Here is a 19,945-nt window from a genome sequence, read left to right on the forward strand (position 1 = left end):
AATAAGCATATGTCATTTGTATCCAGGATAAAATCCAGCCCCGCTTTAAAACAGCTTGCGCTCCGGTTAATGATACCGGCAAATGAGCATCGTCCACGATTATGGGTACGATGGTTTGTGAATCCATTTGTTCATAAAAAGGGTAAACATGCTATTATAAGAAGCAGGACAAGAATGGATGTATTTCCTTATAACCAATTTAATCTTGGGACAAAATCGGTAATTGAGGATTTTGCTACTATCAATAATGGGGTAGGGAATGTGATCATTGGGGACCAGACCATTGTCGGAATGGGAAATGTAATTATTGGACCGGTTACTATAGGTAATGAAGTCATGCTTGCACAGAATATAGTTATTTCGGCTTTGAATCATGGTTTCGAAGATGTCACTATATCCCCGCGGAGACAGAAAGAGACGGTTAAACCTATTCTGATTGGAGATGATGTATGGGTAGGGGCCAATGTAGTAATTACTGCGGGTGTTACCCTTGGTAAACATTGTATTATTGGTGCGGGAAGTGTAGTTACTAAGGACGTTCCCGAATTTTCAGTTGCTGTAGGTAATCCGGCAAAAGTAATCAAACAGTATAATCCGGTTTCCGGGGTCTGGGAGAAAGTAAGTTCTCCTGTTACATAATTAAAAAAATATGATAGAAACAGCTGGACGTTTTGAAGAGGTAACGCTAATGATTACACATTATAACCGGAGTAAATCTCTGGAGCGGTTGCTGGGCGAAATAAAAGCAGCTGGTTGTTCTTTCAGTGCTATTGTTGTGGCAGATGACTGTAGTACAGCAGAGCATCTGGAGTATATTAAAGGACTACATCAGGATTACGATTTTGAATTGGTTAGCGGCCCTGTCAATAAAGGTTTGGGTAACAACCTGAATAAGGGGCAGGACGCAGTGAAGACGCCTTATACTTTGTATATCCAGGAGGATTTTACTCCTCTGGAAGGCTTTCGTACACATCTTGAAAATGGTCTTTCCCTCTTAAAGGAAAGAGCCGATTTCGATATGGTCAGATTTTATGCCTATAATAAATATCCCTATCTGAAACCCTATCAATTTGGGTTTTCAGAAATGCTTTTTAAATGGTGGTATCCCGGACTGGATAAATTTGCCTATTACAGCGATCACCCACATTTGAGGCGTAGCACGTTCTTTCAAAAGTTTGGGCGTTACCTCGAAGGTGTGTCTGGTGATAAAACTGAATTTAGCATGATGATGTCTTTTCTGAGAAATGGGGGGAAAGCATTTTTTTACGAGCAACATAAATCTATACTTGATCAGGTAAATTCTGCTGATGAGCCAAGTACAATGACCAGAAACAGATGGAGAAATTCTGAGAACTTTTTTGTACGCCAGATCAGGACTGTCTACCGATATGTAAACTGTTATACAGGACTTTGGTTTGGGAAATCTTAATGATATTTTAAATGGAAAACAAAATAACCGGAAGAGATATCATTGTCGTTGGTCAGCAGCCATGGGACACAGAGATAGGGAGTAACTGTAAGAATATTGCGCTCGAATTCAGTAAACACAATCGTGTGTTATACGTAAACTCTCCATTGGACAGGATTACGCTATGGAGAAATAAACAGGATATTAAAACCAGAAAAAGACTAGAGATTATTCAGGGAAAGGCTGATGGACTGGTACCGATTCAACCAGGTCTCTGGAATTTTTATCCGGATTGTATGGTGGAGTCTATTAACTGGATTAATCATACCGGGCTATTCAGTTTTTTTAACCGGATTAATAACAGAAAACTAGCAAAATCTATCTTTAAGGCTGTTGAAAAACTTGGGTTTAAAGATTTTATCCTGTTCAATGACAATGAAATGTTCAAGGGATTCTATTTAAATGATTTCCTGAAACCAGCACTGAGTATTTATTACTCCAGGGACTACATGATAGCTGTCGATTACTGGAAGAAACACGGTGAAAAACTAGAGCCTTTGCTGATTGCAAATAATGATCTCTGTGTGGCTAATTCAACTTTTCTGGCAGAGTACTGTGCACAGTTTAATCCGGCTTCTTTTGATGTTGGACAAGGTTGTGATCTGGATATATTTGTGGAGGATAAAGTTAAACCAGCTCCTGCTGATGTCGCTTCGGTAAAAAGACCAGTTATTGGTTATGTAGGAGCCTTACAAAGTATCAGGCTGGATAAAGAGATTATAGCCCATATTGCAGCATCAAAACCAGAATGGTCTGTGGTGCTGGTAGGACCGGAGGACGATTTATTTAAGGATAGTAATTTGCATTCTTTTGATAATGTAACCTTTACCGGTATTAAGCCTATTAGTCAGCTGCCCGATTATATCAATTTTTTTGATGTATGTATTAACCCACAACTGGTTAATGAGGTGACTATTGGCAATTACCCCCGTAAGATCGATGAGTACCTGGCTATTGGCAAACCTGTCGTTGCAACGAATACCAAAACAATGGAAACCTTTAAAGATTTTGTTTACCTCGCAGAGACTAAAGAAGATTACGTTTTATTAATTGAAAAAGCACTGGAAGAGAATTCAGCAATGCTACAGCAGCAGCGCAGGGATTTTGCTTTACAACATACCTGGGAGAATAGCGTAGCCAGGATTTACAACGCGATAAATAAGGTGCAGAAAACGTAACCTGTTTAAATTTATTTTGTCACAATTGATGTATATGGAAGTTTTATTGGCGCTTTGGGTTGTTTTTCAGATTTTAACGGGGTTCAATTTAGTTCTGCCGCTGCTATTGTATATCCTTCGCTTTTTTCAGCAAAAGGATTTTACAGAAACCGTCATTCCAAAAGCATACGATTATGCAATTATTGTAACAGCGTATGAACAAACAACGTTGCTGCCATCTGTCGTAGATTCTATTTTAAAACTGAATTATAAAAACTATCTGGTTTATGTAGTGGCCGACAAATGTGATATTTCCAATCTTCATTTCAATGATGAGCGGGTAGTTTTACTCCGGCCTGAAGAAACACTGGCCAGTAACACCAAATCTCATTTTTATGCGATTAACCGCTTCGAAAGACCACATGATTACCTGACTATTATTGATAGCGATAACCTGGTAGATCCTGAATATCTGAATGAACTGAACCAGTTCTTTGCCAGAGGATTTATAGCTGTGCAGGGTGTAAGAGCGGCAAAAAATTTAAATACCAGTTATGCCTGTCTGGATGAGGCAGGAGATATGTATTACCGTTATATAGACAGGAAATTATTATTTGATAATGGATCTTCTGCTTCTCTGGCCGGATCAGGGATGGCATTCAGTACACCTTTTTACAGAGAGTGCCTCGAACTACTACATATTGAGGGAGCCGGATTTGATAAGGTGCTTCAAATGGAGATCCTTAACAGGGGTCAGCGTATTGCATTTGCAGAAAAAGCTATTGTATATGATGAGAAAACCTCCAAATCAGGTCAGCTGGTGAATCAGCGGGCAAGATGGATTAATACCTGGTTTAAATATGCCGGTAAAGGGCTTAAACTGGCCGGCAGTGGATTGAAGGACTTTAATAAAAATCAGTTTCTATGCGGACTGGTTTTCTCAAGACCTCCACTATTTATCGTTGTCGGACTGTCTGGATTTTGCATGATGGTTGATTTATTTGTATTTCCCTATCAGCTTTTCTACTGGCTGTTCGCGGTATTGGCTTTCTTTTTTATCTTCTTTATTGCCCTTCGTCATTTCAAGGCGCCAAAGATTATTTATCAGTCACTGGTCCGTATTCCAGTATTTATCTTTTACCAGATTTTATCCCTTTTAAAGGCCAAAAAAGCCAATCAGATATCAACCGCCACACAACATTACTATGAAAGTAAGATTGATGATGTGGAAACACCAGGAAATTAAAGCTATGTCAGTAAAAAAAATAAAGGTATTACAAGCGATCAGACAAGGTAAGGTTGGTGGGGGGGAAACTCACGTACTTGACCTGGTTAAAGAACTCGATAAAGATCGGTTTGAATCTGTCATTCTATCTTTTACAGATGGCCCTATGGTTGATAAATTAAAGGCAGATGGGTTTAAGACCTATGTGGTACATACAGAGAAACCTTTTAATTATAAAGTCTGGGGCCAGGTTAGAAAAATCATTACCGAAGAAAATATTGATCTGATACATGCCCATGGGACCAGGGCAAATTCAAATACTTTTTACGCTGCAAAAAAGAATGGGATACCGTTAATATATACAGTTCATGGCTGGTCATTCCATCCGGATCAGCAGCCAGTGGTAAAGTTAATCCGCTCTTTAAGTGAAAGATTTCTGGTTAACAAAGCTGATCAGACCATTTGTGTTTCCCAAAGTAACCTAAGAGAAGGGAAAGGTAAATTCCCAATGCCCGGTGCTATGGTTATTGTCAATGGAATTAACCAGGTTAAGTTTGATCCTGATCAGGAATACAAAGATGTAAGAGCCGAATTTGGAATAGCTCAGCATGAGATACTGGTTGGTTATATTGCCAGGATTACGGCGCAAAAAGAGCCGCTGAATTTCCTGAGGGCTATTGCAAAAGTACCAGCGACTGAAAAGATTAAATTCCTGATTGTCGGGGATGGCGATCTCAAGGTTCAGATGCTGGAACTGGCAGAAAGTCTGAATCTCGGACAACGCGTTATTTTTGAGAATTTCAGAGATGATATTCCGGCGATTCTGCATGCTATAGATATCTTTTGCCTGCCATCACTTTGGGAAGGTCTACCGATTGCCTTACTCGAAGCTATGGCGATGCGGAAAGCTATCATTGCTACGGCAATTGACGGAACAAAAGACCTGGTTACAGATGGGAAAAACGGCTTGCTGATCCCGACTTCATCTCCGGATGCGATTGCAGAAGCCATCTTAAAATTAGCTTCAGATCATCAGTTACGTGAAGAACTGGGAAAGGAAGCAGGTGCTTTGATTAAAGCTCAGTTTGATATTGGTACCATGACCAGGAAAGTTGAAGCGGTTTACCAGAACGTACTTACGTTATAGTATTTAGCTTTTCTTTTTTACATGATCCAGGCTTATATTTTTGACCAGACGGTCATAAGTAGCTTTATATAGACCACCGTCCAGCTGAATTCTTCTGTCTGTAGTCCATACAATACTTTTGGTAGATGTTACCCAATGGAATCTGCCATATCCCTTCTCTCTTAATTTGATTGCCAGCCATCCATCTTCATTTGTTCCCGGAGGGTGATTAAAACCGTCTACACTCAGACATTGTAACCTGCGGCAGGCAGAATTAAAACCATATACATTTAAGGCTTCCTCTTTGAAATGTTTGCAGATTGTCCTGTTAAAATCGGCGGCATATTCGTAGAAGAAATAAACCAGTCTGGGAGTTCCGGCAATAGGTACAAAAGAAAATGTCCCATAAGTCAGACAGACCGTTGCGTCATTAATTAAAGGCGCTACCATATCATCAATCCAGGTTGCCGGGTAAATGGTATCTGCATCTGCATTTAATATATATTCACCTTTTGCTAGTTGAAGGCCTGCATTACGGGCATTCGTAATACCCTGTTTTTTCTCCGTGATACAATTGACCTGACAGGCATTGGCAAGTAACTCCGTATCATCTGCAGAATTATTATTGACTACAATAACTTCAATAGTGTGTTTCGTTACTGTCTGCGAAAGAGAGAAAAGCGTTTTTAAAATATTTTCTTCTTCATTATAGGCAGGAATGATAATTGAAATTAGAGGTTGTTCACTCTTTAGTCTGTTGAAATTTTGGGCGATACCCGGGATCTCGGCTGTCAGTGCATTTCTTCCTTTATTAAATTTCAGTATGTTTTCTGGAATGACTATTGGTCTCATGAAGTACTTGCAGCTATATGTTTTTTATCAATTGATGAAGGTAAAGATATAGACAATAAAAATACCAAAATTAAGGGCTTTTCCGATTAATTTAATTTGCGGATGGTTGGTTGAGAGTAAGTATTGCAAAAGTATTTTTTTGAAATTATGTTTTTATCTATATTTACAATGATATATTTAGCTTTTATGACTTATTAAATGGATAGAAGGACTACTATAAAAGGTCTGATTGTCTTTGTATCTCTAGGAATCTCCTCATTCTCATTTTATAAATGGACTGCTTTTAATGCAGTGGCAGATATCAGAGAGCTTCCTCAAAAACGTGCGCTCCTGGCAGAACTGGCAGAAGTGATTATTCCCAGAACTGATACCCCCGGAGCTAAAGATGCTAAAGTAGAGGAGTTTATTATCAAGATGATAGCTTCCTGTACTGATCCCAAAACGCAGCATAATTTTCTGAATGGTTTATCCGATCTGGAAACTTATACCCTGAAACATTATAACCAGGAATTTAAAAGCTGTTCTGCAAGTGAGAAGATAGCTATACTCACCTATTTTGAAGAGAAATCTTTGTACAAGGTGAACCTGCTCAATAAAATAAATTATAAGATTTTTGGGCTGCCTTTCTTTGTCAAACTCAAATTATTGACCGTAGAAGGGTATTGTACTTCTCAAATTGGGGCTACTCAGGGATTAGCCTATGATTATATTCCCCACACATTCTCTGCATGTATACCTTTAACAAAAAACCAGAAGTCCTGGGCAACTAAATAATAATCCCATGTATAAAACAGGAAATTCTGCCGCTAAATCTACTTTTGATGCCATTGTAATTGGTTCGGGCATTAGTGGGGGCTGGGCCGCAATGGATTTGTGTAAGAAAGGGATGAAGACTTTATTGCTGGAAAGAGGCAGAGATGTAAAACACATTGTGGATTATCCAACAGCTAATTTAAATCCATGGGATTTTGATTACCGTTTAAACTATACCATGAAACAGATTGAACGAAACCCGCGTCAGTCTGCTCATTCGAATGCTGGTGATGCGTTGTTTTATGTTGATGATACTGAACATCCTTATATTGAAAATACGCCTTTCAGCTGGATCAGAGGGTATCAGGTTGGAGGCAGATCTCTTACCTGGGGCCGTCAGTGTTATCGCCTCAGCGATCTGGACTTTGAAGCCAATTTAAAAGAAGGAATTGCAGTTGACTGGCCTTTACGCTATCGCGATATTTCGCCCTGGTATGATAGAGTTGAGCAGTTTATAGGGGTTAGTGGAAGTTATGAAAAACTGGCACAGTTACCTGATGGGCAATTCCTCCCGGCAATGGAATTGAACTGCATTGAAAACCATCTGGCAGATTCTATTCGTAAACACGACCACGACAGGTTGCTGACTATTGCAAGGGTAGCCAATTTAACTAAAGGGTGGGACAGCAGAGGACCTTGTCAGAACCGGAACCTGTGTTCCAGGGGATGTCCTTTCGGAGGTTATTTCAGTAGTAACAGTTCTACAATTCCAGCTGCTTTTCAAACGGGGAACCTGACCTTAAGACCTTATTCAACCGTTACCGAAATATTATATGATGAAACGAGCCAGAAGGCCAAAGGTGTGAGAATCATTGATACCCTGACTCATGAGAGTTTTGAATATTATGCAAAGATAATTTTTGTAAATGCTTCTACGATTGCTACTGCCGGATTGCTGTTAAATTCTAAATCACACCGGTTTCCGGATGGTTTTGGTAATGACAGTGGTGAATTAGGACATAATTTAATGGATCATCATTCCTCAGCGGGAGCAAGTGGCCTTCATGATGGTTTTCAGGATAGCTATTACAAGGGACGCCGGCCTTGTGGATTTCTGATTCCCAGATTCAGAAATCTCCGTTCAGAGGGCCTGGATTACCTGAGAGGTTACAATATTCAGGGAGATGGTGAAAGACAGGAGTGGAGAGACAAGACCCTTAATCCTGGTTTTGGAGCAGATTTTAAAAAACAGCTTACAACGCCCGGAAAATGGAGTATCTGGATGGCCGGCTGGGGAGAATGCCTGCCCTATCATGAAAACAAAGTGAGTCTTCATCCTACAGAAAAAGATAAATGGGGACAGCCCGTGATGACAATCGATTTCTCTTTCAGAGACAATGAAGAGAAGATGATGAAAGATATCAAAGAGACATCAGGTGAAATGTTGAGCGCCGCAGGATTTAAAGAAATTGATACTTTTAATTATCATAAACCAGGAGGTGCCACTATTCATGAAATGGGGACAGCCAGGATGGGCAGAGATCCCAGAACCTCAGTTCTCAATGGTTTTAATCAGGTTCATGCAGCCCGGAATGTTTTCATTACTGATGGAAGTTGTATGACATCTTCCGCTTGTCAGAATCCATCGCTTACCTACATGGCTTTGACTGCGAGAGCCTGTGATTTTGCAGCTGAAGAATTAAAGAAGGGCAACCTATAAGGTTTATATCTCCGGATACAATACAAAAGAGTAAGGATTGGGTACAGGACTTTTATAAGGGCTATACAGACCCAGATAGTTTACTATCCTACTTTCATCCATACGGTGAATAAAAAAATCAGTCGATAATAAATAATACTTAACCAATTCGAATATCTGATTGGAGTTTTCAGCTTTGATCCCTAAGTAATAATAAGATTTCCATTTCAGATTGGTCAGCATATTATTGGCCGAAGCATTAAAGTAATCTTCAATGTATTGTTCAACTCCTCCAGGAGCCAGTTTTAGATAATGAAACTCCTCTTTAATCAACTCTCCGGCATATTTTCTGAGAGAAGGAGAGCTGAGATATAAAATTGAGGGGAAAATTAATAATCCCGAGCCAACTCCTGCCAATGCAACAAATTTTCTCCTGTTCATAGCTTTAAAATGAATGATCCGCGGTATACAAAGACAGGGCAGCTAAAGTCAAAGTCGGATTTGAAGCACTGAATGTTGTAAATGCCCCACTTCCCAGTACGAAAACATTTCTGTACTGATGATGGATCAGGTGTTTATCTACTACACTATCTTTAGCATCATGTCCCATTCTGGTTCCACCCAAAATATGACCTTCATTAGGAAAAGGGTCCAGGTACTTTAGCTTTTCTACGGGAAGACAAGAGAGTAATCCGGGTAATTTATTTTTCATGTTTTCTATTCCTCTCCTGGTATAGTCGGATCTTCCGTTGAAATTGATAACCGGTACCAGTTTATCCGGCGAATTCGTTATATAATTTGACTCCATTGGTAAATCTTCAAAGATCATACGGAAAGAAGCCATATTCAGCCATTTCCCTCTTTCCAGCCTGATATAGTAAGGTGCATTATTCGTTTCAATCAGACAGGCTGCAAAATCTTTACGATGTACGCCATCATATAACATATATCCATTGGCATTAACCCATGTACTTCCTCCAATATTTTTCATCTGATCGAGATAGATGAGTACCTGCATTCCCAACTGTTCGCCGAATCCTTTCCCCGTTAGGGGATTATTATCCCCAGAATTTAACAGGATATTGGAATTGAAGATAGGGTTAGCGCCCAGTACAATAATTTCCCCTGCAATTTCATAATCTTTACCATCTTTTACATAATTCACTTTCTTAGCCAGATTACCCCTGGTTTCCAGGCTGAATACCTGTGCCCCATATATAATTTCAACCTGTTGGTCAGCATATACATCCATTCCGGAATTTTCTATAGTAAATTTTGCATTCACAGGGCAGACATCACAGGTTGAATTGGCCATGCAGGCATTTCTTCCATTTACCGCCCTGCTTGCCCTGGCCGTCGGCTGACTAATATATTGATTCCCGTAGGTCTGATGCATAAGGTGATCAACTGCCGTAAAACGATGCGGAGGAAGGGGATATTTTCCATTTCTGGGAAAAGGTGTTTCGTCGGGGCCAGAAACAGACATTAGTTTTTCCGTTTCCTCATAATAAGGTTCGAGATCAGTATAACTGACTGGCCAGTCCTTTTCAATTCCGAATAGCGTATTCATCTGAAAATCTGATGGCATAAATCTGGGTGTACAGCCCCACCAGCAACTCGATGAACCTCCGAATCCAGTTGTGAAAGGCCATTTCTTTTCCTGGTTTTTATTGACTACTGTATCCTCCCAATGCTCTTGTATCCCCTTGAAATTACTGATTTCCCCTCTTTTAATTTTAAGTCTTTCAGCATGTGGAAAGAATTGTCCACGTTCCAGCACAAGGATCTTTTTCTTGCCTTTATTCTTTTCCAGATACTTTTTTAAAAAGAAAGTAGAGGCAAAGCCAGTACCAGTGATAATTAAATCGTATTGGTCGTATTTCATCTGTTTAGATCTATTGTTTTTATTTGTCAGATCAACTATTTACGCTAATAATTATTGGCGTTTTTAAGGAACCAGTATAACCAAGGGATACGGATAAACATCAGCATACATAGCATAGTCGTGAAAAGAAACAGGTAAAGCATAAACCATTTTCTGGTATGCAATTTTTCTGAACCCTGCACAGGAGAGTCATTCAGTAAGCCGATTCTCAGATACCAGGAAAAGAGCAGTGCAAAAAACGGAAAGCTGAGTAATAGTTCTATTCTGTCCTTAATCAGGAATATTCCCATAAAAAAGGCACAGGTAATCGCATAGAAAAACATAGATACCAGCAGGCTGTTCTCTGTATAAAACTTGAAAGATCTGCGATACTGACCGGCAACCAAGGGGTCTCCGATTACCCGGTATTCTGCAAAACGTTTGGTTGCCATTAAAAAGGCACCTCCCATCCAGTAAGCGATTACAATGCTGGCAGGGGGAAAAGTATTGATCCAGTTCAGGTCCCATTTGCTATCCGGAATGCCCAGAGCAGGAGAAAATATAAACCAGCCCAGACAGAAACGGATAGGATTATTAATGGATTCAGTAAGTACATCAAGAAATACCCTTTCTTTACTTCTGAATGGCCTTACATTATAGATCACCCCCATAAACAGAAAAAAAGCTGATAATAGCGTAAATTTATAAGAGATCAGCGAAGCCAGAAACAAACCTGTCAGCGCCATTAATGTGTATTCAAGATAGATTAGTCTGGGATTTACCTGATGAACCACCAGTGACCTTTTCTTTTTTAAAGGATGGAATTTATCAAAATCTGCATCCAGGTATTCATTAATTACATAGTTTGAAGAGGCAATCAGACAGGCACTCGCCAGTCCCAGAATGATTTTAAGCAGTAAATGGATATTGAGAGGGGTATTGAAAACCGAAAGGGCAAATAGCATCCCCGGGAACATAAACACATTTTTTACCCAGTTATCCGGGCGTGCAATAGCAATATAATCTTTTAAGACAGCTGTTTTTTTAAGAGGGATGTCGTTTTTCTGAGTAATATTGATAAGGGTTTGATTGTTCACGATCTTTACAGTTTATGATGTTTTTTACATTTAAATAAGCTATGCCAGCATTAGCGGCACATTGACCATCTAGTTCATCTCTGTCCCCTATAAACAGACACTGCGAATTCAGTACTTTAAATGTTTGCATGATTTGAGAGAGAGCATTGGGATTTGGTTTCAGGCAGTTAACCTGGGGATCGGTAGAGGCGAGTACCAGATCTGCTTTGATTTTCAGCTGATCCAGCTTTTGCACCGCTTTGTAATCCGAATAAATAACAATCTTGATATTCTTCTCCTTTAACAACTCCAGAAACGGAGGTATTTCCTGATAATAGCAGCTTAATAAATACCGATTTGGAAATTCGAAGATCCATTTTTCAATAACCTTTTTAATTTTTTCTATAGGAACATTTACTTTCTCAACACACCACTGGTATTGTTCATTCTCTAAATCCGTGCCACAATAGCCAGCTTTCTTTTCACGTTCCGAGCGGAAATGATACAGTATTAAAAGGTCTTTGATTTGCCATGGCCTGAGAAGGTAATAACCTAATAAAGCGAAGCGCATTTTTTTTCTTAACTTGGATTGGTTATACAATGTACCATCCACATCCAGAATTAAAACTTTAAGATTTTCCCAGTTGATATTATTCACTCAGAACGATTTAAATATTATATAAATTTAATTATATTTTTACAGATGAAGGTTTTTGACAGGAATAAAGAAAGATCTGGTCATTTGAGTAGCACCATGTTATGGTGTTATCTTTTGATTAGCACTGGTATTTTGCTACGGTTATTCTTCTTTTTTTATAACCGGTCTTTGTGGATGGACGAAGTTTATCTTTCCAGCAGCCTGATTAAAATGAACTTTCAGGAGCTGGCTACCCAGACACTCGACTATCAGCAAAAGGCACCAATCGGTGTTTTATGGATAGTGAAACTACTGGTTAATCTTTGGGGTACAAATGAAATGGTGCTGCGTTTATTTCCATTGCTTTGTGGTATAGTTTCGCTCTTTGTGTTTCTTCCCGTAGTTAAATATTTCCTTCGGCCAATGGGTGTCATTGTAGCAATAGGTATCCTGGCTCTGGCACCTCCATTGATTTTTCATAGTGTTGAGATTAAGCAGTATGCAACCGAGTTACTAGCTACAATATTGCTATTTTATCTTTATATCCGTTACAAGGATAAAAATACCATTCCCGCTTTATTTTTATGGGGTTTTTGGATTGCTGTAATTATCTGGTTCTCTTACTCCGCTTTATTTATTTTTGCCGGAATGATGACCGGGCTGGGGTGTAAATATCTCATCCGGCGGAACTGGAATACTATGTTCAGGCTCATGATCCCTGTTTGCTTAGGATTGTTTAGTTTTTTATTGAATTATGTGCTGTTTACACATAGACATGCAGAATCAAAATGGATAGTCTACTGGTTTGATTTTTATCATAATTTCATGCCGTTCCCTCCCTTAAATAGGGGCGACTTACAATGGTATCCTGCTGCCCTTTATCATTTGATAGACTATCCGCTGGGCTTAACCTGGAAATTTTACACCGGTAATTCTGCGCTGCTGAAAATGATTTTTAAATTCCCCTGGATCCCAATTTTTTGTCTGTTCTATGGTTTATGGTTGTTTTATAAAGAGCGAAGAGATTTTTTGATTTTGTTATTTCCATTTCTCTTTGTTTTTCTGGCTTCTGCACTTAAATTATATCCGCTGAATGAAAGGTTCTGGGTCTTTATCAGTCCTCTGCTAATTATTTTCATTGCCAGGGCAGCAGATGAGAGCAGTTTATTCGCAGCAGGTTATAAGCTGCGAAACCTGGTGCCTGTATTACTGTTAGCCGGGCCACTTTACGGCAGTTTATTTTTCCTGATTCATCCCGATGAGTTTATCATTCATAAAAGATCTTTTGAGCGTGAGGCACTGAGTTTTGTAGACAGCAGATTCAGACCGGGCGATATCGTCTATGTTTACTGGAATAATCTGCCGGGTTATCGGTTTTACCACAATACCCACCCTTATAAATTTACAGCCATGGAGGGAAAGGATTATCGTTTGGTTTCTACTTCATATCCAGACTACCTCACTCATCTGGGGGAAGATTTTAATTCTTTTAAAGGAAAAAAGAGAGTCTGGTTGATCTATAATGATTTTTATCATACCGATATAGGCGATAAAATTGATCAGCCGGCCTGGTATTATCTGAAGGACAAGAATCCTACAGATAGATTGTTGACTTATTTCTCGAATTTGGGTGAGAATACCCCAGTTTATAATTCTTTCGATATAAAAGTTGTACTAGTTACATTAAAACCACATTAAAGTTGACAGATTATTGTTAACTTAATGGAAAATAAAACAACTTACAGGGGGTTCTAAATCTGATTTATCTTAAGTCTTAAAGTTAACCATCAGATTCTCAGGTAGAATAAATACCCTTAAAAAAACATTTACAGATTAATAATTATATAGGATTAAGATTATATTAGGGCGCTTTTTTGGATTATGATTTGATTATCCATACAGAGGAATTTTTTTTATTAAATATGCGTATAGCACATATTATTGTCGCTCATAAAAATCCAGCTCAGTTAGAAAAATTGATCAGGGCCATGTACCATCCGGATTTTGACTTTTATATCCATCTGGATAAGAAGGTTGATATTGGGCCTTTTGAATATTTAAAAGAGGTTCCGCGGGTACATTTTATTAAAGACAGAACGGTTTGTAACTGGGGTGGATTTAGTCTTGTTGAAGCTGTCATTAAATCTATCGACGAGATACGGAAGACAGGGATTGCTTATGACTTTGTCAACCTGATGAGTGGACAGGATTATCCGATAAAAAAAGTTGATGAAATTTATAATTTCTTTGATGAAAGGCTGGGGTATTCCTTTATTTCCTATGATAGTTCGAGAGAAACACAATGGTGGAAAGAGGCAGAGAAGCGTTATAAGACTTTCCATTTTACTGATATGGATTTCAAAGGAAAGTATGTCATTCAGCGAATAGCCAATAAAATCATTCCTAACAGAAAATTTCCCGTATCTCTTAACTTATACGGAGGAAACAGATCTTGCTGGTGGACAATTTCTTTTGAATGTGCACTTTACTTGTCAGCCTTTTTCAAGGCTAATCCTAAAATGATTAATTTCCTAAGACTGACCTGGGGTTGTGACGAATTTATCATAGCTACTATTCTGATGAACTCCCCTTATCAGGATAAGATAGTCAATGAAAACTACCGGTTTATAGACTGGTCAGCAGGCGAAGCACATCCTAAAGTTTTTACAGAAAGTGATTATGCCAATATCATAGATTCATCGATGTTATTTGCCCGGAAATTTGACCTGGATATTGATGCAAAAGTTATCGGACTTCTGGATGCTAATGTCTTAGCGGTGAAGCCTGACTGATAAAGATTTATAAGATCTGAGTACCCATGGCTGGAAGCTGATTTCCAGGAAATAGGAGAAGATGAAGATGATTATAAACTTGAACAGCGTAAGCAAATAAATATTCTCTATAAAAGGTACATTAAGTAACAGAATCGGGAAATGAATGACGTATAAGGCATAAGAAATAGGAGAGAACCTGGCAAACCATCCGAACAGAGAATTGAATTTATACAAATTAAATTTCCACCAGATCAAACCGAGAATCAGCAGGATAAAGGCTTCCACGAAATTATAAAGATAGACAGTAACAGGATAGTCTGCATTGACTTCTGCAAGTGTTTTATGATCAAAACATATTGCTTTAACGACAGGTAAGCCCATTACTAATGACATCACCAGTAAACTGATGAGGACTGGCTTCAGGTTATGGAAACTGAAATTGCCTTTTTCAAGATAGATCTCCGCACAATAGAATCCAGACCACCATAATAAGAAGAAATTCAAAATCAGCAGGAAGTGTGAGGGACTGTAAAGGAACCCTGTCCAGGATATGGCCGATAAGCCCAGCATCCAGTAAATATCTTTGATGATCAATTGTTTTTTGTACTTCCTGAACAGGAGATATAAAGGGAAGAAAAGCATATAAAACCACCATTCATAACCTAGTGACCAGAGCGGGAGATTCCCCAGGAAAGCCGGGACATTTACTGGTGGTTCGCCTTGAATCCTTTGTAGCTGAAAAATATTAGCCAGGAGCGATTTGAAGTCGGTATAGGAAAAGATATACCCATTCAGATAAAAAACTACAGCAGAAATCAGAAAGGTAACCAGAAGGATGGGGTAGATTCTTAAAAATCTTTTACTGAAATAGGTGTAAAAGTCCATTTCTTTATTCTTGGCCATTGCCAGACAGATCACAAATCCAGAAAGCAGAAAGAACACCAGGACTGCTTCTCTTCCAAAATAGAAAAAGAGGGTGACCGATGCTGGTGTTACCTGGTCAAGTGGAGTAAATAAAATAAAGTGATGGATCAGGATGTAAAGGGCTACAAAACCACGTATAGCCTCAAGTTTAAGAATTCTCATGCCGAGCGTAAAATTCGGGCTAAATTATATATAATTTGTTGTTAATTATTACCCTTTCGGGAGATTTGGTGCCTTTGGCTTGACTTTTGGTAAGAGGAGGTAGAATGATTTTAAATGAATTGGTTTTGTTGATTATTGAGGTTTCATCGAAAAGCGCTGGTCAAAGGTGGTTTTTCCTGAATTTTATCGCATCTTCACCCTTATATTAAAAAGCTTTGAGCAACCTGCAATAGTCTATGTCCTTTATAAAAAAAATATTATCCTCATTTAAGAATATACACTTTCAATCTTTGCTTGGGAATGGTGTAATGGCAATCTTTGGAATGGTTACCATTGCTATTCTGTACCGGGCGCTTTCAGTAAAGGATATTGGTGTGTACGTATTCTTTATGACCATACTGGGTTTAATTGATACCCTCAGGTCTGGGTTCTTAACCAATTCCTTTATCAAGTTCTACTCAGGCACCGAAAAAGACAGAGCCCAGGAAGTCGCAGGTTCGGCATGGGGGCTGGCTTTACTGATTACCGGGGGATCAATCCTGATTAATATTCCTACCTATATTTTCTCCAGTTATATCACTAATGAAGGAATGATCCTGTTCCTGAAATACTTTTCATTAATCTCACTGGCAACTTTACCTTCATTTATGGCCAATCTGGTCGTACAGGGAGATAAAAGATTTGACAGGTTGTTATGGCTGCGGTTAATTAACCAGTTTCTTTTTACAGGTATAGTGATTACCCTGACAGTATTAAAGCTTTCTACGCTTAAAACAATTATATTAACTTATATCTTCTCTAATCTTATTGCCAGTTTGGCCTCGATGTTCCTGGGATGGACAATGATTGGGACGATCACTAAGTTTACTAAAAAAACGTTTCTTGAGCTCTTTCATTTTGGAAAATATAGTGTGGGAACAAGTGTAAGCTCGAACCTTTTTAAGGTTACTGATACATTCTTTATCAATTTCTTTTTGGGCCCTGCCGCACTGGCAGTTTACAATTTAGGTGGAAGATTGCTTCAGATCATTGAAATCCCTCTTCTGAGTTTTGCGGCTTCAGGTATGCCAAGTTTATCGGGGTATTATAACAGGGGGCAGAAACAAGAAATGATGTATGTGATGCAGAAACTTGTAGGTATGCTTTCGGTAGCGATTTTTGTTATTGCAGTGGGCTCTATTATTTTTGCGGAGCCTATTATTCTGCTGATTGGTGGTGAGAAATACCTGCATACTGAAGCACCAAACCTGTTCAGGATATTTATGAGCATGGCGATTTTATATCCGGCGGACCGCTTCTTTGCGTTGACACTTGATGTCATTCATAAACCGAAAATAAACTTCTATAAAATATTGGTGATGCTGGTGGTTAACCTGTTGGGTGACTATTTCGGACTGATGATTTTCAAATCTGTTTATTCTATCGTGTTTGCTAATATTTTGCCTATTTTAGTTGCTATTATCATCGCTTATGTTCCATTGAACAAATACTCTAAATTTAACTTCTGGCACATCTATGTGGTTGGTTATAAGGAAGTAATTTTATTTGTTAAACAAATTTATACAACCCTGACGGGGAAAGAAAAACCTGTAAATAATTAAGAATTTATCATTCTTTATATGAATAAAAATAATAATATTTCCATAGTTGTAGCAAGTGATAATCATTATGCTATACTCATCGCGGCATTATTGAAATCAATTGATTTAAATCATAAAACTGAAGAACATATTGATTTTCATATTATCGATGACGGTATCTCTGCGAAGTTTAAAACTCAGCTGAATTCTATCGTTGATCCGGCGAGGATAACGATAAAATGGTTCAAGAGTAAGGAAATTATTCCGGCGGATATTGTTATTCCAGTGGATAGCTCTGCATTTCCGTTAACAGTTTATCTGCGTGTCTTCTCTCCTTATGTAGTTGACCAGGATGTAGATAAATTAATCTACCTTGATGTAGATACTATTGTTCAGGATGATATCTCTAAACTATGGCATACTTCTTTGGGAGACTATACTGTTGGAGCTATCCAGGATGTAGGTAAAACTGTAGATTGTCAATGGGGTGGGATTCCAAATCACCTTGAACTCGGGCTTGCGCCTGATACGAAATATTTCAATTCGGGAGTGCTGATGATTAATGCGAAAAAATGGCGTGAAGAGCAGATCTCTGGCCAGGTGATTAAAGCATTAAGTACTTACAAGGAACATGTAAGGTTAGCAGATCAGTATGGTTTGAACGTTGTCCTGGCCAATAAGTGGAAAGAACTGGATCCAAACTGGAACTGGTTCGCCTTTGCAGATAATGATAGTCCGTCTATTGTTCACTTTTTAGATATCAAGCCAATTTTTACGTCTTATAATTCTAAAGAAGTTTACAGACAGGAGTTCTTCAGATATCTTTCATTGACGCCCTGGAAGAACTTCAAACCAATCAGCGGTAATCAGCGACATTTCAGAAAAATATATAATAAGATTAAGAAAGTGTTCCTGAAAATGTAATTACTTCTTCTTATCGTTTTAAACAATATGGTATGCAGTAATATTGGCCGGGTAGCTTTGAAGGAAGCTACATGCCAAATTACTGCATATCATATTGTTTAAAATCACAGGATATAAAAAAGGCGGATCATTTTGATCCGCCTTTTTTAATATAAGATAGTCTGTCAGTAAAACTAGCTGTTTGAACGTTTTTAAACTCCTTACAACGATTTTTATGGCTGAATGGTTAAGTTGTTCTCATTTGATATTCCGGCAGCCTGTGCAGTCGCAAAGTATAAGTTATTGGTAAGTATAGGTACGGTTACCGATTGCTGATTAACGATATTACTTGTTGGATTAGGGGCAGGGAAATTAAATCCTGTATTGTTATATACCTCACATTTTCCACCAAATAGATTATAAACATCTACCACAACACCTACCCAGTCTTTACTCAGGTCAAGATCCCCGCAGATATTATTGTAAACCTTACAGTTTGAATAGGTTGTTTGTCCCGGAGCCATCTCATCTGCAAAGGACTGTGTTTCAAAAGCAGAATATTTCCTCGAATTAACAACTGTGTTGCTGTAGATTAATACATCTTTTGGTGTAGTGCCTAAACTTCTGGCCCAAGCTCTGATTGCATTTCCCTGATGATTAGTCACTAAATTATGATGGAATGATCCGCTTCCCTTAATAGTGAAGATACCATTGTGGTTATTGTTGTTCTTATTGATATTGGTTACCGTATTATGGTGGATATTGTAATTATCAGCGTTGCCGACAAAAATAACGTTACCGCAGTCAGAATTCTGGAAGTTCAGATAAGCAATCTCCAGATTTTTGATTACTCCGGTAACTACACCATTCGCAACACCTCCGTCCATCTGAAGAAATGGGGCAGTATTATTACAGTCTATATTCAGGAATTTAAGGTTATTGCAATAAGAAGTAGGATCTCCGGCATTATAGACTTGTTGTGAGTTGTTATAGAAAACTACATAGTCCCCAATGTTCTTGAAAGAGAAGTTCTGTATCGTCAGATCATGAACTACACCGGAAATGATAATTGACCTGTGTTGCGCGTTGTCCCTGGATACAAATCCTCTGGAAATCCCCGATGTTCCTGCTCCTGATATAGTCAGATTACTGACGTTAGTTAAAGTGATATGGTCATTACTGCCGGCAATCTCTACCAGACCATCATTCTGTATTGTCACAATCCCCGAAACATTGATGTTTCTGATATTGATACTGCTGTAGACACCGCTTTTGATCTTAATAAGATCATTTGTTTTTACCCCCAGGGTACTTCCATCAACAGTCAGGTCCCCAGACCCTGTCCCGAGATTCAATACCCGGCTACCGATTACTGGTGGTGTCGTCGTCGTGTCTCCTGGCTTAGGTACTGGTGGTACCGTGGTTGTTCCTCCATCAGTTTTTTTACAAGCGGTAAAAATGATTAAGAATAAAATTGGGAGCGTGAGTAATTTTAAAGTTTTCTTCATTTTATAGGGCTGTAGTTTGGGGCTCTTAAATTTCTTATTTTGATAAAAAGTTTTTTATATAACTAGTTTTCAGGTGTTTAAAAAATGAATTTGGAGCCTTAAAAAGCGTTTTCCAATGATAATAAAAAAAACTGATTTAAAAATGCGTTTTTAAAATTGAGTAAAAAATATAATACATAATGGGCAATAATGGGGATTATTATGCACACAAACCTAATTGAATTAGATTTTGATCTT

General features: G+C 38.5%; 18 protein-coding genes. 11 read left to right on the plus strand and 7 right to left on the minus strand.

Annotation, left to right across the window (positions count from 1 at the left end; translation table 11 throughout):
- Window positions 1-9 precede the first annotated feature (9 nt).
- The 5 genes from HDF25_RS01095 to HDF25_RS01115 are packed head-to-tail and all read left to right on the plus strand — an operon-like array spanning window position 10 to window position 4,997.
- On the plus strand, window positions 10-639 hold the full coding sequence (locus tag HDF25_RS01095; protein WP_184621900.1) for an acyltransferase: 630 nt from the start codon (window positions 10-12) through the stop codon (window positions 637-639).
- A 10-nt stretch (window positions 640-649) separates the two neighbouring features.
- Entirely contained in the window at window positions 650-1,429 is a 780-nt protein-coding gene (locus HDF25_RS01100) for a glycosyltransferase (RefSeq protein ID WP_184621902.1), read from the plus strand.
- 11 nt (window positions 1,430-1,440) lie between these two features.
- A complete protein-coding gene (locus HDF25_RS01105; RefSeq protein ID WP_184621904.1) occupies window positions 1,441-2,646 on the plus strand; it encodes a glycosyltransferase in 1,206 nt (401 codons plus the stop codon).
- 34 nt (window positions 2,647-2,680) lie between these two features.
- Window positions 2,681-3,871 carry a glycosyltransferase gene (locus HDF25_RS01110; RefSeq protein WP_184621906.1) on the plus strand — a complete coding sequence of 397 codons (1,191 nt, stop codon included), beginning with the start codon at window positions 2,681-2,683 and terminating at the stop codon, window positions 3,869-3,871.
- Window positions 3,831-4,997, plus strand: a complete 1,167-nt coding sequence (locus HDF25_RS01115; protein ID WP_184621908.1) for a glycosyltransferase family 4 protein — start codon at window positions 3,831-3,833, stop codon at window positions 4,995-4,997. The genes HDF25_RS01110 and HDF25_RS01115 overlap by 41 nt, the downstream gene beginning before the upstream one ends.
- A gap of 3 nt (window positions 4,998-5,000) precedes the next feature.
- On the opposite strand, the gene HDF25_RS01120 is transcribed toward HDF25_RS01115, so the two are convergent.
- A complete protein-coding gene (locus HDF25_RS01120; RefSeq protein WP_184621910.1) occupies window positions 5,001-5,828 on the minus strand; it encodes a glycosyltransferase in 828 nt (275 codons plus the stop codon).
- A 198-nt stretch (window positions 5,829-6,026) separates the two neighbouring features.
- Here HDF25_RS01120 and HDF25_RS01125 point away from each other — a divergent pair, with 198 nt between their 5' ends.
- Together HDF25_RS01125 and HDF25_RS01130 are read left to right on the plus strand one after the other, a co-directional pair.
- Complete coding sequence (locus tag HDF25_RS01125; RefSeq protein ID WP_184621912.1) at window positions 6,027-6,602, plus strand: gluconate 2-dehydrogenase subunit 3 family protein; 576 nt, start codon at window positions 6,027-6,029, stop codon at window positions 6,600-6,602.
- 7 nt (window positions 6,603-6,609) lie between these two features.
- On the plus strand, window positions 6,610-8,301 hold the full coding sequence (locus tag HDF25_RS01130; RefSeq protein ID WP_184621914.1) for a GMC oxidoreductase: 1,692 nt from the start codon (window positions 6,610-6,612) through the stop codon (window positions 8,299-8,301).
- Window positions 8,302-8,304: 3 nt separating this feature from the next.
- Here the strand turns inward: HDF25_RS01130 and HDF25_RS01135 are convergent, their stop codons facing one another.
- The 4 genes from HDF25_RS01135 to HDF25_RS01150 are packed head-to-tail and all read right to left on the minus strand — an operon-like array spanning window position 8,305 to window position 11,878.
- The gene (locus tag HDF25_RS01135) at window positions 8,305-8,721 is read right to left on the minus strand and encodes a hypothetical protein (protein ID WP_184621916.1); all 417 of its coding nucleotides are present in this window, start codon (window positions 8,719-8,721) and stop codon (window positions 8,305-8,307) included.
- A 4-nt stretch (window positions 8,722-8,725) separates the two neighbouring features.
- On the minus strand, window positions 8,726-10,165 hold the full coding sequence (locus HDF25_RS01140; protein WP_184621918.1) for a GMC oxidoreductase: 1,440 nt from the start codon (window positions 10,163-10,165) through the stop codon (window positions 8,726-8,728).
- A 44-nt stretch (window positions 10,166-10,209) separates the two neighbouring features.
- Complete coding sequence (locus HDF25_RS01145; RefSeq protein WP_184621920.1) at window positions 10,210-11,241, minus strand: UbiA prenyltransferase family protein; 1,032 nt, start codon at window positions 11,239-11,241, stop codon at window positions 10,210-10,212.
- Window positions 11,189-11,878 carry an HAD family hydrolase gene (locus tag HDF25_RS01150; RefSeq protein WP_184621922.1) on the minus strand — a complete coding sequence of 230 codons (690 nt, stop codon included), beginning with the start codon at window positions 11,876-11,878 and terminating at the stop codon, window positions 11,189-11,191. The genes HDF25_RS01145 and HDF25_RS01150 overlap by 53 nt, the downstream gene beginning before the upstream one ends.
- 174 nt (window positions 11,879-12,052) lie before the next feature.
- Between HDF25_RS01150 and HDF25_RS01155 the strand changes: the two genes are divergently transcribed.
- Window positions 12,053-13,555 (plus strand): ArnT family glycosyltransferase, encoded by a 1,503-nt coding sequence (locus HDF25_RS01155; protein WP_184621924.1) that lies wholly within the window; start codon window positions 12,053-12,055, stop codon window positions 13,553-13,555.
- Window positions 13,556-13,779: 224 nt separating this feature from the next.
- Window positions 13,780-14,649, plus strand: a complete 870-nt coding sequence (locus tag HDF25_RS01160) for a beta-1,6-N-acetylglucosaminyltransferase (protein ID WP_184621926.1) — start codon at window positions 13,780-13,782, stop codon at window positions 14,647-14,649.
- Here HDF25_RS01160 and HDF25_RS01165 read toward each other — a convergent pair.
- Complete coding sequence (locus HDF25_RS01165) at window positions 14,629-15,717, minus strand: acyltransferase family protein (protein ID WP_184621928.1); 1,089 nt, start codon at window positions 15,715-15,717, stop codon at window positions 14,629-14,631. The two genes, HDF25_RS01160 and HDF25_RS01165, sit on opposite strands and share 21 nt — an antisense overlap.
- A 236-nt stretch (window positions 15,718-15,953) precedes the next feature.
- Here HDF25_RS01165 and HDF25_RS01170 point away from each other — a divergent pair, with 236 nt between their 5' ends.
- Together HDF25_RS01170 and HDF25_RS01175 are read left to right on the plus strand one after the other, a co-directional pair.
- Window positions 15,954-17,318, plus strand: a complete 1,365-nt coding sequence (locus HDF25_RS01170) for an oligosaccharide flippase family protein (protein ID WP_184621930.1) — start codon at window positions 15,954-15,956, stop codon at window positions 17,316-17,318.
- A gap of 18 nt (window positions 17,319-17,336) precedes the next feature.
- Window positions 17,337-18,221, plus strand: coding sequence for a glycosyltransferase family 8 protein (locus tag HDF25_RS01175; RefSeq protein WP_184621932.1), 885 nt, complete (start codon window positions 17,337-17,339; stop codon window positions 18,219-18,221).
- Between the two features lie 212 nt (window positions 18,222-18,433).
- On the opposite strand, the gene HDF25_RS01180 is transcribed toward HDF25_RS01175, so the two are convergent.
- On the minus strand, window positions 18,434-19,708 hold the full coding sequence (locus HDF25_RS01180; protein WP_184621933.1) for a hypothetical protein: 1,275 nt from the start codon (window positions 19,706-19,708) through the stop codon (window positions 18,434-18,436).
- Window positions 19,709-19,945 lie beyond the last annotated feature (237 nt).

It is taken from the genome of Pedobacter cryoconitis, assembly GCF_014207135.1.
Classification (GTDB): domain Bacteria; phylum Bacteroidota; class Bacteroidia; order Sphingobacteriales; family Sphingobacteriaceae; genus Pedobacter; species Pedobacter cryoconitis_D.

What these genes read in the sequence shown, in the direction of transcription:
- HDF25_RS01115 (WP_184621908.1), top strand. Translation starts at nt 3,831, where the DNA reads ATGAAAGTAAGATTGATGATGTGGAAACACCAGGAAATTAAAGCTATG.
- HDF25_RS01095 (WP_184621900.1), top strand. Translation starts at nt 10, where the DNA reads ATGTCATTTGTATCCAGGATAAAATCCAGCCCCGCTTTAAAACAGCTT.
- HDF25_RS01165 (WP_184621928.1), bottom strand. Translation starts at nt 15,717, where the DNA reads ATGAGAATTCTTAAACTTGAGGCTATACGTGGTTTTGTAGCCCTTTAC.
- HDF25_RS01160 (WP_184621926.1), top strand. Translation starts at nt 13,780, where the DNA reads ATGCGTATAGCACATATTATTGTCGCTCATAAAAATCCAGCTCAGTTA.
- HDF25_RS01140 (WP_184621918.1), bottom strand. Translation starts at nt 10,165, where the DNA reads ATGAAATACGACCAATACGATTTAATTATCACTGGTACTGGCTTTGCC.
- HDF25_RS01170 (WP_184621930.1), top strand. Translation starts at nt 15,954, where the DNA reads ATGTCCTTTATAAAAAAAATATTATCCTCATTTAAGAATATACACTTT.
- HDF25_RS01135 (WP_184621916.1), bottom strand. Translation starts at nt 8,721, where the DNA reads ATGAACAGGAGAAAATTTGTTGCATTGGCAGGAGTTGGCTCGGGATTA.
- HDF25_RS01180 (WP_184621933.1), bottom strand. Translation starts at nt 19,708, where the DNA reads ATGAAGAAAACTTTAAAATTACTCACGCTCCCAATTTTATTCTTAATC.
- HDF25_RS01120 (WP_184621910.1), bottom strand. Translation starts at nt 5,828, where the DNA reads ATGAGACCAATAGTCATTCCAGAAAACATACTGAAATTTAATAAAGGA.
- HDF25_RS01130 (WP_184621914.1), top strand. Translation starts at nt 6,610, where the DNA reads ATGTATAAAACAGGAAATTCTGCCGCTAAATCTACTTTTGATGCCATT.
- HDF25_RS01125 (WP_184621912.1), top strand. Translation starts at nt 6,027, where the DNA reads ATGGATAGAAGGACTACTATAAAAGGTCTGATTGTCTTTGTATCTCTA.
- HDF25_RS01110 (WP_184621906.1), top strand. Translation starts at nt 2,681, where the DNA reads ATGGAAGTTTTATTGGCGCTTTGGGTTGTTTTTCAGATTTTAACGGGG.
- HDF25_RS01100 (WP_184621902.1), top strand. Translation starts at nt 650, where the DNA reads ATGATAGAAACAGCTGGACGTTTTGAAGAGGTAACGCTAATGATTACA.
- HDF25_RS01175 (WP_184621932.1), top strand. Translation starts at nt 17,337, where the DNA reads ATGAATAAAAATAATAATATTTCCATAGTTGTAGCAAGTGATAATCAT.
- HDF25_RS01155 (WP_184621924.1), top strand. Translation starts at nt 12,053, where the DNA reads ATGGACGAAGTTTATCTTTCCAGCAGCCTGATTAAAATGAACTTTCAG.
- HDF25_RS01105 (WP_184621904.1), top strand. Translation starts at nt 1,441, where the DNA reads ATGGAAAACAAAATAACCGGAAGAGATATCATTGTCGTTGGTCAGCAG.